Annotated in this window: 18 protein-coding genes; 14 read left to right on the top strand and 4 right to left on the bottom strand. The window is 46.6% G+C overall.

Features of this window, described 5'->3' with window-relative positions:
- Positions 1–43: 43 nt before the first annotated feature.
- Positions 44–1411: an MFS transporter gene (locus AC6CIF_RS15100; RefSeq protein ID WP_498200267.1), complete on the bottom strand. Its 1368-nt coding sequence runs from the start codon at positions 1409–1411 to the stop codon at positions 44–46.
- Between the two features lie 205 nt (positions 1412–1616).
- Here AC6CIF_RS15100 and AC6CIF_RS15095 point away from each other — a divergent pair, with 205 nt between their 5' ends.
- The 6 genes from AC6CIF_RS15095 to AC6CIF_RS15070 all read left to right on the top strand — a co-directional run bounded on the left by AC6CIF_RS15095 (position 1617) and on the right by AC6CIF_RS15070 (position 5896).
- Complete coding sequence (locus AC6CIF_RS15095) at positions 1617–1940, top strand: ArsR/SmtB family transcription factor (protein WP_036606795.1); 324 nt, start codon at positions 1617–1619, stop codon at positions 1938–1940.
- 249 nt (positions 1941–2189) lie between these two features.
- A complete protein-coding gene (locus tag AC6CIF_RS15090) occupies positions 2190–2378 on the top strand; it encodes a hypothetical protein (protein ID WP_074096524.1) in 189 nt (62 codons plus the stop codon).
- An 83-nt stretch (positions 2379–2461) separates the two neighbouring features.
- Positions 2462–3382 carry a helix-turn-helix transcriptional regulator gene (locus AC6CIF_RS15085; protein WP_498200264.1) on the top strand — a complete coding sequence of 307 codons (921 nt, stop codon included), beginning with the start codon at positions 2462–2464 and terminating at the stop codon, positions 3380–3382.
- A gap of 28 nt (positions 3383–3410) precedes the next feature.
- The gene (locus tag AC6CIF_RS15080; protein ID WP_498200262.1) at positions 3411–4409 is read left to right on the top strand and encodes a hypothetical protein; all 999 of its coding nucleotides are present in this window, start codon (positions 3411–3413) and stop codon (positions 4407–4409) included.
- Between the two features lie 27 nt (positions 4410–4436).
- On the top strand, positions 4437–5456 hold the full coding sequence (locus AC6CIF_RS15075; RefSeq protein WP_498200261.1) for a hypothetical protein: 1020 nt from the start codon (positions 4437–4439) through the stop codon (positions 5454–5456).
- A 248-nt stretch (positions 5457–5704) separates the two neighbouring features.
- A complete protein-coding gene (locus tag AC6CIF_RS15070) occupies positions 5705–5896 on the top strand; it encodes an aspartyl-phosphate phosphatase Spo0E family protein (RefSeq protein ID WP_076328857.1) in 192 nt (63 codons plus the stop codon).
- A gap of 45 nt (positions 5897–5941) precedes the next feature.
- Here the strand turns inward: AC6CIF_RS15070 and AC6CIF_RS15065 are convergent, their stop codons facing one another.
- Both AC6CIF_RS15065 and AC6CIF_RS15060 read right to left on the bottom strand, forming a co-directional pair.
- On the bottom strand, positions 5942–6820 hold the full coding sequence (locus AC6CIF_RS15065) for a carbohydrate ABC transporter permease (RefSeq protein WP_498200259.1): 879 nt from the start codon (positions 6818–6820) through the stop codon (positions 5942–5944).
- Positions 6821–6832: 12 nt separating this feature from the next.
- Positions 6833–7753, bottom strand: a complete 921-nt coding sequence (locus tag AC6CIF_RS15060) for an ABC transporter permease (RefSeq protein WP_340017442.1) — start codon at positions 7751–7753, stop codon at positions 6833–6835.
- Positions 7754–8069: 316 nt separating this feature from the next.
- Here AC6CIF_RS15060 and AC6CIF_RS15055 point away from each other — a divergent pair, with 316 nt between their 5' ends.
- From AC6CIF_RS15055 to AC6CIF_RS15045, 3 genes are all read left to right on the top strand, one after another.
- Positions 8070–9830, top strand: coding sequence for a sensor histidine kinase (locus AC6CIF_RS15055; RefSeq protein ID WP_221820682.1), 1761 nt, complete (start codon positions 8070–8072; stop codon positions 9828–9830).
- Positions 9805–11397 carry a response regulator transcription factor gene (locus tag AC6CIF_RS15050; protein ID WP_498200257.1) on the top strand — a complete coding sequence of 531 codons (1593 nt, stop codon included), beginning with the start codon at positions 9805–9807 and terminating at the stop codon, positions 11395–11397. The genes AC6CIF_RS15055 and AC6CIF_RS15050 overlap by 26 nt, the downstream gene beginning before the upstream one ends.
- A gap of 120 nt (positions 11398–11517) precedes the next feature.
- Positions 11518–13170, top strand: coding sequence for an extracellular solute-binding protein (locus AC6CIF_RS15045; protein ID WP_498200255.1), 1653 nt, complete (start codon positions 11518–11520; stop codon positions 13168–13170).
- Between the two features lie 123 nt (positions 13171–13293).
- On the opposite strand, the gene AC6CIF_RS15040 is transcribed toward AC6CIF_RS15045, so the two are convergent.
- The gene (locus tag AC6CIF_RS15040) at positions 13294–13536 is read right to left on the bottom strand and encodes a DUF7662 domain-containing protein (RefSeq protein WP_498200253.1); all 243 of its coding nucleotides are present in this window, start codon (positions 13534–13536) and stop codon (positions 13294–13296) included.
- 336 nt (positions 13537–13872) lie between these two features.
- On the opposite strand from AC6CIF_RS15040, the gene AC6CIF_RS15035 reads away from it, so the two are divergent.
- From AC6CIF_RS15035 to AC6CIF_RS15015, 5 genes are all read left to right on the top strand, one after another.
- Entirely contained in the window at positions 13873–15588 is a 1716-nt protein-coding gene (locus AC6CIF_RS15035) for a DUF6138 family protein (protein ID WP_498200251.1), read from the top strand.
- A gap of 85 nt (positions 15589–15673) precedes the next feature.
- Positions 15674–16726, top strand: a complete 1053-nt coding sequence (locus tag AC6CIF_RS15030) for a hypothetical protein (RefSeq protein ID WP_498200249.1) — start codon at positions 15674–15676, stop codon at positions 16724–16726.
- Between the two features lie 220 nt (positions 16727–16946).
- The gene (locus tag AC6CIF_RS15025) at positions 16947–18905 is read left to right on the top strand and encodes a hypothetical protein (RefSeq protein WP_498200248.1); all 1959 of its coding nucleotides are present in this window, start codon (positions 16947–16949) and stop codon (positions 18903–18905) included.
- 239 nt (positions 18906–19144) lie between these two features.
- Complete coding sequence (locus AC6CIF_RS15020) at positions 19145–19933, top strand: hypothetical protein (RefSeq protein WP_498200247.1); 789 nt, start codon at positions 19145–19147, stop codon at positions 19931–19933.
- Positions 19934–19978: 45 nt separating this feature from the next.
- Positions 19979–20941 (top strand): hypothetical protein, encoded by a 963-nt coding sequence (locus AC6CIF_RS15015; RefSeq protein WP_498200246.1) that lies wholly within the window; start codon positions 19979–19981, stop codon positions 20939–20941.
- The last annotated feature ends 6 nt before the right edge of the window (positions 20942–20947 follow it).

Below are 20947 nucleotides of genomic sequence, written 5' to 3'. Positions count from 1 at the left end.
AGCGACGTTCGCTTTACGGGCCTTTTTAATGATTTGCTTCATATTAAGCAGCAGCTTTTTTCTGTGACTGCATTCTCAGATACACCTGAGAGAAAATAACGGATGCCAGTGCGACCACGGTCATACCCCAGAAAATATTGGTATATGCCGAGGAGAGAGGCATGTTCTGCATCGCCGTTAATGCTACGCCAGTAACAGCAACACTGAAAGCACCACTGAAGAACTGACTGAGTTGGAACAGCCCCATACCTGCGCCCACTTGATCCATGGTCAGATTGCCAGACAATTCATTGGACACGCTGGTGGTTAGGGAAGAGAAGCCAACGCTGAGCAGGACATACACAGCCATAATGGCGTAGATGTTATTGTCTGCAAATAAGGCGAATAACCCGGCAGCTGCCAGTAGCAACCATGGTGCAAACTTCAGCAGCAACGTATTGCCATGTCGGTCAATCATGCGGCCGATCCGGTTGGACAGCAGCATGGACACGACTGCACCCGGGAAGATGACAAGTCCCGATTGAGCAGGTGTCAGTCCATATAGATGTGCCAAAATTTGCGGTAACAGAAACAACGTTGAGAAGTTATTAATGTACGATACAATCCCCAGCGAGCTGAGCATCATATATTTTTTGTCTTTGAACAAAGCAGGTTGAACAAATGGATCTGCCGCGCGCCGAATTCGGAGCCAGAACAGAAGCAGTGCCGCAGCACCGATAACAAGCGTGTACCACTGACGGGAAGTCAGGAATAACAGCACACCCGTAGTACCAATGGCAAGAAGCACGGCACCCAGCAGGTCAAATGAACCTTTTTGCGGTGTTTCCCGCGGAAGCAGTTTGAAGAATACAGGAATCAAGAATAACGTTAATCCCGTAACGATAAACAGATCATGCCATCCCAGAAACTGAGTAATACTTCCGCCAATGACGGGACCAAGTCCAAGCCCCAGTGAACTGGCAGACATGATGACAGCCATCGATTTACCCCGGCGATCATGTGGAATGTACCGGGTAATCAGCACAATGGCAAGCCCCGGAACCGAAGCAGCACCTGCAGCCTGAATCAGACGTGCAATGAGCAAAATGATGAAATGATTACTGAAGAACCCGAGAACGGATGCCGCACCAAGTAACGTAAGCCCGGTCGTGAATAATGTACGAATAGGTATGAAATCCGATAGACGTGAGAACGTAATCGAGGAAATGGCAAATACAATGGAATACCCTGTAACAATCCATGAGGAAGCGACGGATGTAAGCATAAATTCGGCTGCAATTTTGGGCAGGGCCAGATTAAACATCATTGTATTCATCACAACGAGTACAACGGTGAAGCCAAGCAAGCCTACAATTAATCCTTCCTGTATTCCGGTCCGTTCCCCTGATGATGCGGTTGCGGTGTTGTTCATAAAAACCTCCTAAAGTGATGTGTATTTCGCAACATTTCAGAAACGGTGTGTAACATTTGCAAAATGTAGTATGATGTCAATCCCGTGCCTGACAGCAGGGGTTACATAACGAAATCATTAAAGTTCGATTGGTGTCGAACATTAGAAATATATCATGGATGTGTGTTAAAATACAATGGATAGTCTGAGAAAAGGGGACTACAGTATGAAAATTTTACATCATCCACAGGTGTCAGATATTGAACTTTCCTCCGTATTGTATGCGTTAAGCGACCCGACCCGTCTTGGGATTGTTGCGGAAGCAGCGAGAAGCGGGGAGCAGCCGTGCAGTCATTTTCATGCACCTGTTGTGAAGTCAACGATGTCGCATCACATTCGTACCTTGCGGGAAGCTGGAGTTATTCGGGTCAGAGTGCAGGGCACACAGCATTTTCTCACCCTGCGATCCGATGATCTGGAAACGCGCTTTCCAGGACTCCTGCAACCGTTATTGCAGGCCGCAGCTCAGTCGAGCACAGATCCTTCCTAAATGTTGTCCTTTCTTCAAGTCGAAGAGGGGACATTTTTATTTTCTGCTACTGCATGTTCAAAAAGTTAACGATTCAGCACCGAGAAGGTGAACGCAAGATTCGATGTCGAGTTCGCTTCTTGGGCTACTTCGTGATCAATTGGGGACTTTTTGAACAACCTTTAAAACTGATGCGACATTCTGTGTCGTACCTTGCCCTATATAATAACGGTGAACACACAAACCATATCGAAAAGAGGTTCACAACCATTGGCAAAAACGAAAAGAGGACGCGTTTTGTGGAGTCTTCCTTCCAGGGGCCGGGGAACATGCCCGGTGTGTAGCAGTACCCGAATTAAATTGTTGTATACGCAAACAAAAACAGACGGTACAAGTCTGAAAGTATGCAAGAAATGCTTCAAAGCTGTGCAATCCAGAGTGGATAAGGCACATGTGTAACATAACCGGCCTGTTCTTCGGAACAGGCCATGTCTTTTGATATAATCGAATATATTAGGAATGGATGAGATGGGGGCGGGAAGATGAGTAACATGCATCGGATTCACTGGTTTGACGAACAGATTCGGGGTGGACGTTTTCCGAATAGCAGCTGGCTTGCCCGTGAATTTGAAATCTCCCGTCGTCAGGCTCAGCGTGATATTGAATATATGGCAAGTTCCTTGCGAGCCCCTTTGGTGTATATGGCAAAATATCGGGGCTATTGTTATGAGGATCAGACTTTTCGATTGCCCCATTTGTATATGACCGAAGAAGAGCAGCGTGTGCTGAAATATCTGGCGCATCGCTATCGACATTACGATTATGATCAATCGGACGCGGTGAAACGTGTAGCACATTTGCTGGAGCGTTTTACGTTGGAGGAACAACAGATGGGAAGTAGCGAGCTTCCGGTATTTTCGGCGCAACCGAAGCAACTGCAATTCTTTGAATTATTGTCCCATGCCATAACCGACTTGCGCAGAGTACATATTCATTACAGGGATCACGATGGAGAACGGCAGTTTTCCTTGTGTCCATTAAAGATGATATCCCAGTTTAACGCCGATTACGTGGTGGGTTATGAAGCAGATCCTGTACAGCAAGTGGCGATTCGCTTGGAGGGCATTGTTCATGTATCGATCTTGGATGAGAGATTTGAGTACAGGTCAGATGCCCTCCTAGGTGGATGGGAAGAACCACTGCCTGTGCGTAAACCGTTTGTAGCTGAGATTCGCTTGAAGGAATTGCAGCAAATGGACCTATGGCAAGGGTATCGTATCCAGTCTAGGCAAGATCAGATTTATTCAATTGAATTTTATGACACGGATGCTTTCTTGCAGCATTTGTTTGTTAGCGAATGGGAGGAACTATTGTCTCCTGGGTGGCTTAGGCGCAAGCTTCAGCAAAGCGCAGAAGGATTAATGGACAGGCTCGCGATACAACGTAAGCAAAACGTGGAATAAAGCAGCATAGAGAGGAGAAGATCCGTCCTTGGCTGAGAATATTTTAAATAACCTCATCATGAAGCGGGAGTCCAAATCGTACGTGGATAGTCTGCATGCGATACTAACCCATACGGGCCAGTTTCAAGGTTCCAAGGTTGTACTTGCCGGATATACGGGCATGGCTTTCAAGCTGTCGGTGCATCGCAGACTACTTCCCATGTCGGTTACAGCATATGGACAATGGGGGGAAGCACATCGTCCTGGAGTCGATAACCTGGGGATATTCACGATCTGGGATGGGGGACGTACACGTCATTCCACGTTCAGTTATTATCAGCAGGATGCCGTGAATTGGGCGAGACGGAGTATTGATGAAGGCACTGGTGTGATTTACTGGATTCCTGAGTTCGGTGTTATCCATGGATATGATGACAGTGACCGCATCTTTTATGTGCAAGACGGATGGAGCAAGGAACCGCAGATTTTGTTGTATGACAATTTCGGCTTGAACTTTACCGGATTTTGGTATTGTCAGGTGTTTGGTGATCAGGTGCGCATCCCTGAACAGCAGATGCTGCTGGAATCCCTGCGACTGGCGATTGAGGATTGGGATATTCCCTATCGTCTGTTACCTGATCAGAATATTGCTTCAGGCAGAAAGGCATATGATGTGTGGGTGAAGGCCTTGCGGAGTGGGGATTTCGATGAATCCGGTGCAGGTTATATTTTGGAATCCTTCTGCCATTCGCGAACCGAAATACGAATGTATTTGCAGGGTGTTCGAGGGATATGGAACGAACTGGACCACGCTTGTGCAGGTTATGAACAGCTTGGGACGTTAATTGACCAAATGAAAGGATATATGGTTCAGCAGGAGAATAGACGTGTCTTGCGACCAGACACCACAGAAGATTTAGCACAAGTACTCGTGAAGGCGAAAGCACTGGAAGAGCAGGCTATTGATTATTTTCGAGTGATATCCAGGAAGTATCCTGACCGTAAAAGGTCCACTATACCACGGTGGGGAGCACATTCCGCACGATAGGATGAGAGAGGAAGGGAGTGAAGGATAATGGCGACAAAAGTAGTATTGCAGGACTGGATTCAATCCCCGCAATCTGTGAATTCTGCTGATGAATGTAGATCATGGAGCGGTGTGAGCGCGTATACAGATGCGTTGTTTCGCATTTTATTACATAAACAGTGGACGGTTTTCCCACACCACATGATTGCAGGCATGACAGCAAGTGCCTTCCGGTTAGTGGTGGATCGGCGTCTGACGTCAGAATCAATTTCGACATACAATTGGATGGCAGAGAACTTTGTCGCAGCTGACTTCATTGGTGTGACGGCGAGCCAGGCAGCGGGCTTTTCGTTCGAACCAACCTTTCCGCTCTATCAGAAGCAGGCTCTGCTGGACATCAAAGCTTCCATTGACCGGGGCGTAGGTGCGATTCTCTGGCACGATCAATTTGTCATTGTTACTGGATATGATGATGCGGAACGGGTGTTATTCATCTGTAAAAGTAAAGGTGATGAAATCATTCGTGTGCCCTATGATTCGTTTGGGAGGAGCAGTACAACCTACTGGTATTATCAGATTCTGGAAGCCTGTGCACCTATCGATTTATGGGAAGTCTGCAAGGAATCGTTAATCCAGGCCGTGTACAAATGGGAAACCCATGACTATATGCTGCCGCCCCAAGATTATGCCTGTGGGGCGGCTGCGTATGCCGCTATTGCTGCTGCTTTGCAGTCAGGAACATATGACGCAGAACAAGCGGCAACTGTACTTCGCTATTATGCCAAATCAAGATTGGATATTGCCTCTTATGTTGCAGGACTTAAGCATCTGTCCATTCAAATGGATGAGGTTATAAACGAGTATGAGCTACTGGCAAACCTGTATACAATGATCGTTGAGGAAATAGACAACTCCATCTCTTGGGATTCGAGAGAACCGGAATGTGTACAAAGCGTGATTGAGCTTATCCGGAAGGCAGGGGCTACGGAACAACGTGCCATTGATGCCATTAAACGTGTCTTTCCAGAGACGATAGGCAATCGTTTTAAGGATGTTGGATTAAGATGAATGGAGCATGATAGAGAAAATTGAAAAACTCAGCAGGAATAAAACCGGACAGGCCGCAGCCGATCCGGTTTATTTGTATTGAACATATATGTACATCAACTCATGTGATCCACGCTAATCATAACTTTTACAAGAAAAAATAACCAAAATTTTAATTTTGGGGTAATCCAAATCCCCTCTTGTTCCGAATATTATATTAGATGGTCTTTTTTGGATGATGATATTCAAGGACAACAGGGGGCGGGAGTATGGTACATAATCCGGAAACCATTCAGGAATGTATCGAACATGCACGGCAAAGGCTCTACCAGATTGCAGCTCAATACCCGGAACTATGGCATCCGGAGGTTATTCGCCAATCCATGGTGCTGGATGAGTTAATTAATGAATATAACAACGCAACTCGCGGGAGAAAGATCTCGAATCAACTGAAATCATGATCTTTCTGAACAAAGAATCCCATGAAGGGATTCCGTGTGTTTGCCTTACTCTTTTACCGCCCCGAGCACAATCCCCTTTACGAAGAAACGCTGCAAGAACGGATATACGAGCAGAATCGGCAGAGCGCCAATAAAGATCTGAGCCGCGTTCACCGTACGTTGAGACATGTTCTGGAGCTGCGTTGCATCCACGTTCATGTTGGAGAAATCTTGCTGTACAATTATGGTCTGCATTAACGTGGCGAGTGGATATTTGGAAGCATCATTCATATAGATCAGCCCGTCAAACCAGGAATTCCATTGACCTACCATGGTGAATAAGGAGATCGTGGCAATGGCGGGCATGGAAACAGGCAGATAGATTTTGAACAGAGTTGTGATATGGTTGGCTCCATCAATGAATGCGGCTTCTTCCAGCTCTTTTGGCACGTTGCGGAAAAAGTTCATCATGAGAATCAGGTTCCAGACAGCCACCGCGCCTGGCAAAATGAGAGCCCACATCGTATTCATCAATCCAAGCTTCTGGATCAAAATATAGGATGGAATTAATCCCCCGCTAAATAGCATCGTGAAGATGAAAAACCACGCATATAACGAACGTCCTTTAAAGTGCAGACTCTCCTTGGATAACGGATAAGCCGTCAGGAAAACAAGTGTCATACTGAGCAGTGTGCCAAGAACGGTACGTTGAACTGAAATCCAAAGCGCGCTGAGAAAGTTACTGTTACCAAATGTTTTGGTATAGGCGTCCACCGTAAAATCAATCGGCCATAGTGTTACCAGATTGGCGGATGCTGCTGCTTTACCACTGAAGGAAACCGCCAGAATATGGACCAGCGGCAGGATGCACAGGATCGAGATGGCCGCGATGAATAGCAGGTTAAAACCATTGAATATACGGTACCCGGTTGTTTTGTGATACACCTTGATTCCTCCTCAGAAAATACGGTAATTGGCGATTTTGTATGCCATCCGGTATGCAGAGATGACCAGGAACATCGCGACAAATGATTTGAATAGTCCAACGGCGGTCGCAAAGCTCATTTTGCCATTCAGAATCCCCATCCGGTAGACAAAGGTATCGATAATATCGCCCTTCTCATATACCAGCGGATTGTACAGGTTGAAGATCTGGTCAAAACCTGCATTCAGGATATTGCCCAGCGATAACGTACCTACCACGATAATCATCGGCACGAGTGCAGGCAGGGTAATATGCAGTGTCTGTCTAAGTCGTGTTGCCCCGTCCACCTCGGAAGCCTCATACAGTGCAGGGTTAATGCCCGCAAGTGCTGCCAGAAATACAATTGTCCCAAATCCAAACTCCTTCCACACATCACTGACAACCACCGTGACACGGAACCAGTCGCCATCTCCCAGGAAAAAAATTGGTTCAACACCGGCCGCCGCCAGCACCTGATTTACCAGTCCACCTTCCGGTGATAACATGTCGAGCAGAATTCCACCCAAGACAACCCAGGACAGAAAATGGGGCAGATACACCAAGGTCTGTGAGAAACGTTTGAACGTAGAGTTCCGAACCTCGTTTAGCAAAATGGCAAACACCACGGGGGCCACAAGTCCGGCCACGATTTTCATTGAAGCAATCAGTACCGTGTTCCAGATGACCTGAACGCTGTCGGGATATTCGAACATGAACCGGAAGTTGTCCCAGCCCACCCATTTGGAGCCAGTGAACCCCAGCCACGGTTTGAAGTCTTGAAAAGCAATAATAATGCCGCCCATAGGCACATAGGCGAACAGTAAAGTGAGCAGTACAGCAGGCAGCAGCATCAGATGCAGCGGCCACGTGCGTTTGAAATTCCAGCGGGTACGTTTGCGTGGATGGGGTTTCATTTTGCGCACCGGCGTATTGGTTGTTAACGGTTGTTCTATAGCCATCAGGGTCCCTCCTTTATCTCGTCCAGCCCTGAAAGTGAGGCGAGTAAGCCTCTGTACAGAGTGGAGCAACTGAATTATAGCAACGGAGAAAGGTCGACTATAGAACAACATTTCAATGCGGATGTTGAAATATTAACTTGTTGATGGAAACAGAGGTTTTCAAGTCACAGGAAAACGGGAGAACATAAAATCATATAGAAATGTAAGGGTTTTCAATATAAAATAGGACTTCGGTGTAGAAAGACTTCAAATTCAGGGACAGGGTGAAACGATGAAATTCACAGTATTTGCGAAGACGGTCATTCTCTTAATCTGCCTGCTCGTACCCATTCTGCTGCTCTATACGTATGCGAACCAGGCAAATGTGGACATGGTCGTTGAAGAGAAACAACAGTCGAGTCTAAACCAGTTCAATTATTTCAGTTCCCAGGTGGATAAAAATATCGAGCAGCTCTCGCTGTATGGCCTGACGTTGCTGAGAGATCCCAGTATCCTGCATTACCGTTACATGACGGACTCCACCAGCCAATATGAGAAAAACAGTATCTATCTGGATATTCTCGACAAATTATCATTGTACCAGTCCACCAGCCGCTGGAAGAACGATATTACCATTGTGCTGCCACAAGCGGAACTTGTGTTATCCACCATGTCCAGCCGGACGGTCTACGATGAGAAGATGTTGACGTTCCCGCAACCTGGCCAATGGCAGCTGGAGCAGGGGAGTTTCACCTACTTTTTCACGGATAACTACGAGTGGAATGAAAAACCGGTGAACACAGGCGTGCGAACCGTGATGGAAATTAATTTTGACCCGATGAACGTGGTTGCCATGTTGGATGATTTTAAAGAAACGCAGGGAGGAGATCCTTTCTTGCTAGTACCGGGCAATGATCCGTTGCTGAACCGTACGGCAGACCCCGAACTGGTCGAAGCGATTATGCGTGATATGCCTTTTAACGGGCCGGAGAGGGAAGGCAATCATCAATTGGAGGTGGGCGGTAAACAATATCTGGTCAGTTACGTGCACTCCAAACAACTGCAAGCGGTATACGTGAACCCGGTGGTATTGGATGATTTGTTAACCCCGATGGACAAGAGCCGAAATATGTTTATTACCTCCATTCTGTTACTGCTCGTGTTGAGTATCGGGGCTGCACTGCTTTTGTATCGAAAAGTTCAGGTGCCCATCCATCGTTTGATGAGAGGGCTGCAACAGATTCGCAAAGGGCAGCTGTCCACGCGGATTCCGGTCGATCACTCCCGTGATGAATTCGCGTATCTCACCCAGAGCTTCAACCATATGGCGGAGCAGATTCAGGAACTGATCGAGAAAGTATACGAGGAACGTATCCGTTCACGGGAAGCGACATTGAAACATCTGCAATCACAGATCAATCCGCATTTCCTGTACAACTGCCTGTTTTATATCAAAAATATGACCCAGCTTGGCAACCGTGAAGCGGTTATTGCCATGTCGCTAAGTCTGGGAGACTACTATCGCTACATTACGCGGGGCGAGAATGACATGACAACAGTGGAAGAAGAGATTCGGCTGCTGGACCATTATCTGTCCATTCAACAGATGCGGACCAATCGGCTGACCTACGAGATTGCCGTACCACAGCAACTGATGTTGCTTCACATTCCGCGACTGCTCATTCAACCGATCGTAGAGAATGCGGTGATCCATGGCATTGAGCCGATGGAGGGCAGTGGGCATGTCGTTGTAACGGGGATGGCGGTACCCGAACATATTGAGGGTCGGAAATATACAAGATATAGCCTGTTTGTAGACAATGACGGGGTCACACTGACAGCGGAAGAGATTGCCGAATTGGAACGGGAGATCAATGAACCAATGGGTGAAGAGATTGGAACAGGCACGTGGAATGTGCACCAGCGTCTCGTTACGCGATATGGGCTGTCGTCAGGGCTTCATTTTGGAGCGATTCCGTACGGTGGACTCAGTGTAGAAATTCGATGGTTTGAGGAGGAACAACCGCATGATGAATCTGATGGTCGTGGATGATGAACATTCGGCAGTAGAGTCGATCGCTGTCTCGATACCGTGGAGAGAACACGGGATTGGTCAGGTATTCAAAGCCTATTCAGTCAAAGAAGCTCTGGAACATATGGCATCACATCAGGTCCATATTATTATCACGGATATCCGTATGCCGGGTATGTCCGGTCTAGATCTGGTCAGTCACATCCGCCAAAAGTGGGAACAGACCAAATGTATTATTTTATCGGGGCATGCTTCCTTCGATTATGCGAAGCAGGCGCTCAAACATGGGACGGTTAGTTATTTGCTCAAACCAGTCCGGGATGAAGAACTGATCGAGTCCGTGCAGCAGGCCGCCGTGCAGATTCGCCTGGAGGGTGAGAAACAAATGCTGCATCAGCGGGCCATGTATTCGGTGAGGGAACATCTGCCCGAGAAGCGGGCGGAACTGATGAAGGATGTACTTTTAGGGCATAAATTTGCGGATGATGAACTCGAGGGCAAGCTGGAGCAATTGGAGATCGGGTTCCGTCCACAGGATAAAATGCAACTGTTGCTCATCCGGTATGATGACCATCAACCCACACATAAAGCGTTTCGACTGATGAAGTACGCCATCTCCAATGTGGTGGAAGAGATCTACGGCAGTACCTATCACCTCTGCCATACGGATGACGCCTACGATGATCTGGTCTTCATGGCTAGTCCCAAACAAACCCAAGCCGAACCGGAAATGTTAATGGGCCGACTTGGAGAGCGGTTGATCCACAGTGTGAGGCAGTATCTGAACGCGACTATTTCCCTGTCCGTTAGTCGTATGGGACGTTTTCCAGATCAGGTGCCGCAGCTATATCATCAAGCCGTCAGTGCGCTTCGCAAGCAGGCCGAGGCGGGCAAAGGATTACATCTGAATGCGGCGGCAGGAACCAATGGGGCCACGTTGAAGTCTCTTGCAGCGCTTTATGAACCGCCGGGTCTGACGACGTTACTGGAAGCCGGGCGCATGGAGGATGCACACCGTAAGATTGGTCAGATCTTTGCCGAGCTGTCGAACAGTGTGTTCCCGGAACATGTGTATGTGGCCTTTCATTATTTGGCGGCAGCATTCTCATATATGGCTCATCGGGAAGGAAGACAGTTAGCCGAAGTGCTTGGGGAGCAGTACCAGCAGCTGCTCAAGGATGGTTATGGCATCTCGCTGCGTAGTCTGGAAACGTGGACCAGAAGTGTGATGCAGCAGTGGGAAGAGAGCACAAGCGATGCGGGACAGGATGCCGGATCAACGCTGATTCGGCAGGTGCAGCAATGGATTGACCATCATCTGGGTGAGGATCTATCGTTGCAGGTCATTGCCGGAGAGGTGCATTTGCACCCCGTATATCTGTCGAAAATGTACAAACAATCCACAGGTGAAGGCATTAGTGATTATATTATCCGTTCCAGAATGGAACGTGCGGTTCATTTGCTCAAGCATACGGCGATGAAGATCTATGAAGTCGGTCAGGAAGTGGGGTACAACAACACGCCTTATTTCATTCAGGTGTTCCGCAAACATTATGGACTGACCCCGCAGGATTTTCGGAACGGTTAACAAATCAATATGAACATTGAAATTGTGATATATGTTTGCCTCCCCGGCTGCACTATCCTTTTCATGTAAGGTGCATTTGGCACATAAGGGTATCCAAGTTACCTGAGGAGGGGTTAGTTTATGTATAGAAAAATGATGACAACATTGCTCGCGATCACGATGGTTGCTGTAACGGCATGTAGTTCGGGGGCCAAGGAAGAACCGGCGAAGGAAGCCGCTGCACCACTTGCTCTGCAAGGTGGGAAGTATGAACCCGCGGTACAGATGAGTTATTTGCGGGCCTGGAATGATGATACGAAATTCAAGAATGGGGAAACGGCCCAGAACAATGTGCATACCAAATGGGCCAAGGAACGACTTGGCATCGATCTGACTACACCGTGGGCTGTATCGGTTACCAATGATGCATTTTACACGAAATTACGCTTGTCTCTGTCCGCTAACGAAGAACTGCCGGATATCGTCTCCATTCGGGGGGACTACAATTTGGTAAGGGAATTAATTGAGTCCGGAAAATTTGCGAATGCAGGTGAGTTGTTTGACAAGTACGCTTCGGACACATGGAAACAGGCATCAGAATCGGCGCCGGAGGAATGGTATCCGTACATGTATGAGGGCGAGCGTTATGGCATTCCAATCTTCGATTATGCCTACAACGGCGATTCGGTCATGTTTATTCGGGAAGACTGGCTGAAAAAGCTGGGACTGGAAGAACCAAAAACCATGGATGAGCTGGTTACGGTCATGGATGCTTTTACAAATCAAGACCCGGATGGGAACGGCAAGAAAGATACGTATGGTCTGACCGTGGGCATGAAAAATGCGCTCAATACCTGGATGACGGAATCCGGCTGGATCTTCGGAATGTACAACACGATGCCTGGACAGTGGAATGATGCCGGAGACGGAACACTGCAATATGGCTCCATCCAGCCAGGTGTGAAGGAAGGTCTTGCAACGATGAAAGATTGGCTGTCCAAAGGTTACTTGCCCAAAGAAGCAGGCGTCTATGACGAGATCAAGGCAGCAGAACTGTTCACCGCAGGTAAAGCTGGCATTATCGTGGGACCACACTGGATGCCAAACTGGCCGATTGATGATGTGAAGAAAAATGTGGACGGTGCCACGTACAAGGCCATTGCCTTACCTACAGGACCAACAGGTGAGAGCCACCAACATGGTTCTGGTGCAAGTAATGGGGTGGTGCTGATTAACAAAGACATGGCGAACCCGGAGATTTTCTTCACGTATCAAAATTATCTGTTCGACAACTTTGCTAATCCGGAAGTGGGCAGCGAGTTCGAACATGGCTTCGCGCAAGGATACGACTATGACATCGTGGACGGCAAAGTGGTTGGTGAAGCTGAAGTGAAGGACGGCGTATCCCCACTCAAATATACGATTACGTATGATGGTGCACGGATTCCGAATCTCATGATGGATACGCTGGCGGAACTTGCGAAGGGCAAGGAACCGGAGACTCCTTTTGAGAAAAATACGAAGATTGCCAACAAACCGGAAGTGTTTGTAGCCGCTGAAGTCGTCGTTGCGAATAAAGATAACGCGATCAAGAACAAGTTCACGGGAGCACCAACCGAGACGATGAAAATGAAGAAGGACGCGATCGACAAGCTGGAAAAGGATACGTTCAGCAAGATCATCTATGGTCAGGTAGGCATTGAGGAATTTGATGCGTTTGTGACGAAGTGGAAATCCATGGGCGGCGATGATATTACCGCCGAAGTGAACGAGTGGTATAAGACAGTTAATTAATTTACAAAGCAGGGGAGAACGGATGAATTCATCAGTCCACCCTGCTTTTTTTGTCTCGAATAACATTTATGGAAAAATAGATCCTTTGGAGTTATAACTATTAATCTATATCGTACAGATCGATTATGACTCGCAGCGGACAAAAGTTACTTGTTTTCCTAGAATCACATTCTCAACCTTCCATCCGGCATTTAACCAGGATAGTGCCTGTGTATGATTATTGGAATTATTCACCCACCATTGTTCGCGATTATACGCTGTAGGGGGTAACTTAAATCCGAGAATTTCCTCAAGCTCTACGTATGTAAGGGTGATTGAAACTTGATTCAAATAGTTTTCCAAGGGGAAGTATTTGCTGTAGCTCATTTAGTCAGACCTCCTGAAAAGGAATACAATGATTATACAACGTGGGGATGACGATAGCGAGGGCATGCCGAGAGCGTACATAGTTATGAAAGGAATCCGTATCCGTAGATCTCTTTGACTAGGGCATGTCTTAAATACCACTTATGGGCATCTTTCTCCACCTTTTCTCCCCCTGCTGCCTTATTGTTCCGGGTGTCTGGAGAGAGTAAAATAATAGGTAGTATACGAACATCAATACGTATGTATAACATAGATGTCCCGGATTGACCCGGGATTCATAGAGGTTCAAGTGTGTTTGATGAACATCATAAGATGCATGGGAAGGCAGGAGATCAGATGAGTACACTTTATGATCAGGCGATGGAAGAGATGATAACGACGATTCATGAATGGTTTGATGAACAGGAAAAGCGGGATGACTTGGAAAGTGTTGTGAAGCGAACTACACTGCAAATGGGTGTTTTTAATGATATTGTGCTGGATTACAGACCTGGACGGACCACGGTAGACAGCCTGGATCTGGGTTTGGATAATGATGTGAAATCAAAGCAGGAAGGAGCTTTTACCGAGGAACAGGTACGTAACGAGATCGGGCCTAAGCTTGTAGAGGTTGTTGAGGGCAGATTAGACAAGCTGGCAGATACTCCGTTGATTGACTACCGCTTCACCTTACGAGGGAAATTCCCAACAACTGAAGGCAAGCTGCAACTGACTTTATTGGAATGGATAAACGAAGAGAAAAGACAGCTGCTCCTTGAGCGTATTCATACCTATGTAGACAAGAAGCTGGAACACGGTACATATCCAACGAAGCCATTGGAATCCTTCTTTTTGACGAGTCATCTGCTCGATCCAAAGCTGTTCCCGGAGTTGAATGTAGCATGGACCATCAGGCTGTATGACCGGATTCAAGAGTTGAATCAGGGGCGTCCGGATGCACTGGCGGAACATCGTGGTGAGATTACTCGTACAGTGACGGCATGGGCGGAGAATCAGTTTTTGCCACAGTATTATGATGTACAATCTTCGCCTTATCGTACCAATGAATATTCGCTTAAGCCCGGAGCAACGCTTCAATCGAACATTGAAACACAGACAGGTCAACATTTGGATGAGCATGGGGAGCAGCAAACATCCGGGTCTCAACCAATCGATCTGCTGTTATACGTGGCGGTCATGATTCTACGTTTTGAGCCGAGTTATAGCAAACCCAAAGGTGTGACTTTTCTGGAACTCGCGAAGCAGCTGGGTAGCCGTCGTGCGGCACGGATGATGACAGAAGGTAGCGGAACGTATGCGAAGGACGATATTCATGTGAAAACGGAAGAAGTAGAATGCAAAGCAAATGATGTATTTGCACTGATGACCATTCACATTCGTAAGGAAGAGCCGGGTGCCTATCGGCAGGCACTTACCTTTATCACTCATTTATTGAAACAGGGCTTTCCGAAAGGTTATAAGATCAAGCTCAAATCTGCCGTAAAGCAGTATTTGCCGATCAAAGGACTTGCGAAGTCGGATACCCACCGATTCTTTGCCAATGCACTGGAGTACCCGGAGCTGCATCCACTTCTGGAAGAGTATGCGCGTGACGCTATCCAAGAGTTCGAGTTTTATGAGGATACCGAGGGAGAGAAAAGCTGTATGCCAGGCAGTTATGCAACCTTTGGACTGGGGCTTGTGGATGAGCGGTATTTCCCGCTGGTTGAATATTACATGGGCGAAGTGGATGATGAGCATCAGTTAATTCAGAATAAGTTCATTGCGGCATTTGTGGAAAAACACGGTGTAACGGCTCAAGCCATACCTGCGTTAGTCGCCAGCTTACGTCGTGCGACCCATAGTCTGAAGCTAAAGATTCAGCCCGAACTGGAGAATGGGGAGAAACTCGAACTGTTGGTTAGACAGATTCAAAAACTTGAGCATTATGAAGTGGAACGTGTACTCTATCCGATCTTTGGCAAGGTGGAGAAGCTAACAACGCTAGCTCGCAAAGCGGAAGGAAGACGGAAGGAATTATTGCTGAAACTGTTGCAGGCCGCAGGGAAATAAAAATGTGAACAAGCTAGATTGTACTGTGTCAGCCAGTAAAGCATTTTAGAGAAGTGAAAGTTTATAAGGAAGGGGGGGGAGAGTTATGGAAACATGGAGTCGAGACATGTGGCAGGCGTTGAATGCTCAGGACAAAGAGGCCTGGATGCGTAAGCTTGTTCGTCAGTTACCAGACGGTATGGTATATGAGGGTCTCGAGACATTTGAACGATTTGGTCAGCGGATGGAGACAGGTGTATTTACGGAGGATGGGCTGAGATTTGTGTTTGTGCCTGGAGATCAAGTAACACTCGGCTGGGATCGTTGGCAGCATGGTATGAACGAAGAGACATCAGCCGACCTGCATGAAACGGTCAGTGAGTATGGTGTGGAGGACGTGGATTCGTTTCTGGCGAGTCAAATGTCACCTGTAAGAACGGTCAACATTGCGCCGATGCTTGTTGAATGTGAACTGATCTCACTTGGCTGGATTGAAGTGTCCAATGAGGAAGCATTGGCACAGGAAAATCCTGATTTCCCGTCAGCACTGGAGCAGTTTAAGCAATCGGAAATACGTGAATATGAATTGCATCAACAATTCCGTCTGATTCGCCAAAGTGAGGATGAAGTCCGAGTTCTGTGGTTCAACGAAGGAATAGAGTTGGAAGACGTTGTGAGGGAGGAAGCTGCGGCGGGTTTTGGTTTGCTGACCGAAGACGAATGGGAGTACATCTATGGCGGCGGTTGTCGCACGTTATTTCCCTGGGGTGACAGCTTCGACTATACGATGAGATTAAAGCACTTTGGAAGTCTGGAAGGCGTGGATGAAATTGTGGATGGATTGGCAGAGACGGCCTCTTCACGGGTTGAAGAAAAGGATGATTGTCCTTATGATCTGGAACTGCCAAATTTCTTCGGAGTGCAATTTGCCGGTGATCCCTACAAGTATGAGCTTACACTGGATTCGGTTGGAGATGTGATGCCCAAAGGCGGAGACGGCGGTAGCCTGATATGTGGTGGAACAGGACCGCTGGTTGGTTTCTTGCCTGCTGCTGCGGTCTATTATCGAGACGTTAATGCAAGTGAACTTGACTGGGAGGATTTGATGGATGCGATGATGTATCGCAGGGTTATTCGTTTGGCTGAACTAAAGGTTTGATGGGTTAACCGAAACAGCTATTAAGCGGTAGCATCCCATACGTAGAAAGAGATTTAGTGAATTCTAAAGGGCAGTTGACAGATAAATGTAGATCTGTCGCTGTCCTTTGGAATGTTCCATTAGGGCCAGAAGATGGAAGAAAAAGTAATGAATATTTAGATCAAAAGTTCTATACTTAACGAGTCTCAACCAAATCCATTACACAGAGAAGGAGTTAAGTATGTCCAGAATATCCAAATGGCTCATCGTCAGTTTAGTTTCAATTTTTATACTCAGCATGTCGCAATTCACAGTCTCAGCGTCCACTTCAATAGTTCAAACCACACAGAACGCAGAGCGATCCATTTCATCCAAAGATCGTGTGCAACACAACATTCGTTTTGCAGTCAGAGGAACGGAGGTGGCCGTGACTACGCTTCGAACAAGTTTTGATACTGGTGAAATCAAAGAAAATGAGCACCATTTTACCGATCCAGCTATTCTTCCTCGGATACATACTGGTCTGACGACAACTTCCCATCATTATGATCCTATTGTTAGTGACACACCAGCAGGGTTAAAAGGATACATAACTTATTATGCCACGGATGATAAGCAGCATTATTACGTTTTGTACGAGTATGACTATAGCTCGAACACACTTCGCAAGGTCCATGAGGGCGAAAACCGTATCTACTTGGAACCTCAAATCGGAATATATTATACGATCTACGAGAAAAACGTTCCTAAATCCAACTACTATTCCATGGTCACAGGAAAAAAAGTATACACTCGCGGAAATATTTTGCTGGAAAGGGATTTTACAGATACTAAATATGTGGTATCACCGATTCCACAAACCCGTAATTTTGGGGTGTATTGTACAGATACTTTAGACTGTCACTATCTTGATTATGGCGGTATAAAGGGGAAGAAGGCCAAAGTAAGTGACTTGTGGATGAAGCCTGACCAGAAGACAGGCTTGTCTACTAAAGCTTTTCAGGTAAGTGCAGATGTTCATCTAAATGTTTCTCAAGGTAACACGAGGGATCGGAAATCAGACTGGACTGTGGTTGTAACCAAAAATGGCAAAAAAACCACACTGATTAAAGAGCGAGTGGGCTATGTGCATTCATTTATCTCACCCGAAAGAAAAACATTGGTTCTGGTAACAGAGAACGGTCTGGATAGTAAAATGGAGTCGTCCAAGGTACAAGTTTATGATCTGAAGACCCTTAAACGGATTCGTTCCTATGATTCTCCTTATCGCGCTCGTACCCAAAGTATTCAGTGGATTACTGAGGATGAGTATATTATTGAACAGTATTTTTCCAATCCGGGCTCTTACCCGCCATCCTTGTATATTATTTCAGAAAATAAACATCTCAAATTGACATATGAAAGGTACATTGACTGGAAAAATTACTGGAATTCCTTTCAGTTCTCTACTATCTTTTTCCCTATGGAGCCTGTAGCCATTAAGTCTGATCAGGGTGTATTGGAGTATAAAGGACAGCCCACCTTCTATATGGAAGGGCAGCATTATGTTCCTTTAGAAGTATTTACTAAAGCATTTCATATTCAATATAATCTCGGCAAGGATCGGATCACCTTCACTCGTGGACAGCGTTATTCCAGTGTAAATCAACCTTCAAAACAATTGTTGACGCTATACAATCAGACCTTTATTCCTTTAGGTCAGTGGAGTAAGGACTTGGGGCTCAAAGTATCGGAAACAAAAGGAAGTAGGTACAACAAACAATTAAGCATAAGCGATGAAGAAAAGGGTACTGATCTGGCCATGGAGCCCAAAAATCTCCCTTTTCAGGCAAGTGCACGATGGATGGATCGGGTAGGGGACAGTTACCAATTAGATCCGGTAAATACTAGGCCGATGGAATCAGCTGTGCCAGACCGAATTGATGGTGTAGTGCTGAATTTTGATCGAACATTGACCATTTCCTCCTCTAAAGATTCAATTACAGAGTTGCTGTTCACCAATCCAGACTACACTTCGGTGATCGGGAAAGTATCTTTAACGGACATACCTGAGAGGAAGTGGGGATTTAGCACAGCCAAAATTCCGAAAAACATGTTACAAGATGGTGTGCTTAACGTGATTGTTCCCGTGAAAGAAGGAAAATCAACGATGGTGTACTCCTTAAAGCTTCCAGAACCATTTGATAAAAATAAATTTTAAAGAAAATAAGCAGTTCCGGTACAGCATTATTTTTGCTGTGCCTTTTTCATTTTTTTGGGTAAATATAATCAGGCCTAATGGCTTAAGATCAGGAGTGGGGGCGCATTGAGCCCAGCCAAGGTTCCTTTTACAATAAAAGAATAGAATCTTTCGCCGACCTCTTTAAATTGACAGCATGGAAAAGGGGAATGACTTTGCCTTCATATACATCGTTTCAGTGTTGCGGCCGGGAGGCCTTGTTGCTGTTCCAACTGATGAATATTCCGGAAGCGGATCAGCTTCTCATGGATCTGAAAGACCCTTCATTACAGGGTGAACAGGCCAAGCATAGCTATGAACAAATTCTCATAGGTCTTGTTGAAGAAGGTATTATTGAATTGGACAATCAACAGATCACCATAGACCCGCAAATATACAACCTGCTTACAGGCTGTAAGCTCAGTAGTGCAATAACCAGACTAGATTTGCGTGCAACAGATGGGAAATCATCGGTGACCTATGGATTTTTGTCAGGCATGCAGATGGTTGAGTGGGTCTGGGAACCTGCACAAGATCAGGCGCTACTCACTTCTTTTGACGAATTCGAAAAAATGTTTCAGGTCATTGGGAATCGGATTGAACTACCTGATCCATTAGCTTCCAATGTGAACCCTCAATCACAGGATACAATTCGTACACCCATGCAGGTAGAAACGTTGCAGCGTCTGTCTGCGTTGGCGGTCGATTCAGCACTGGAGATGATCGAATCTATTTTGCAAGAGGACCGGCATCTGGATCAGACTTTGATGCAGACATTGGCTAAAGGCTTTGCCACGCTGGAGAAGTGGGGGCAGTATGAAGTGTACACCCGAGGACAGGAAGGACAGCCGCAAACCATTTATTTTATAGGTAGTATCCACGGTAATTGGTTGTTCCTTGAGGGGGAAGAGAATGGTCTATTTACAGCTTTCAAGATAACGGAAGAAGAACTGGTGCAAAGCCTGTTTCTGCTAACGACGCGTTCATTATCCGTACTGTCCGGAGTTTAAGTCCGATATGAGTCATACATATATGTAAACTAAGGGGGAATCCAGTTGACCAAAATTGTCATGAAGTCAGACTATCTGAATTCACTCGCACAGCAGATTGAACAGGTGACGGCACAACTGCAACAGGTGGACAGTGTTCTCCAACATGCCATTCAGGGAGCTGCCTGGCAGTCGGGGAATCGACAGACTATTATTGGTCTGTACCAGACACATCAGCATCGGTTTCAGACGGCTGGACAGAGCATGCAGCAACTGGCTACATATGTAAAGACAACACGTGAGAAGATGGAACAGGAGGATCAGTCAGGGGGGACATTTGGGCTTACGGGTATCAATCCACTCGCTCCGTTTGATGGCCCTGGGAGCACGGTAGGAACATTGACAGGAGCAGCGGCAGTTGCCAGATTGGGTTATCGCGTGAAGAACGGTTATATGATCAAGCCTCAATTGGATCGGAATTCTCCTCGCGTTCTGGTCCGTGAGAGCTATGATTCAGTTAAAGACAATAAGGCTACGAACGGCAGACCAAGGGATTACAAAATCCATTATGTGCGTGATATCGAAGCCAAAATTGCCAATGGAACGGCTACTCCTCAGATTAAAGAAGTAGCTTCTATGATCAAGCCTGGTTATGCCGTAAAATCGGCCTTGACAGACAAGCTTGGCTGGGCAAGTGTGGGAATAGACGTGTTTACAGATACCCAAGAGAACATCAATCAGAACGCGGGCAGTGACAAAATTGCTGGTGATATCATTGGGAATGTTGTCGTAGGCGGTGCAACAACGGTAGGTGCAACGCTGTTGACTGCGGCCATCTTGCCTGCGGCGGCACCTGTGCTTGCAGTAGGTGCAGTGGGGTTGGGCGTTTCCGTAGGTCTGACTTACCTAGCTGAAGGGGTTACGATGAATATGGATTTGGACGGTGATGGGAAGGATGATTCGGTGAAGGATGTTGTTAAGCATGGTGCGAAGAAAGCCTGGTCCACAGTGGCGGGGTGGTTTAAATAAATGGCG

This window comes from Paenibacillus sp. GQ49 (assembly GCF_059759055.1).
Note: the sequence above shows the minus strand (reverse complement) of the source record. Positions and strands in the feature narration are given on the sequence as shown.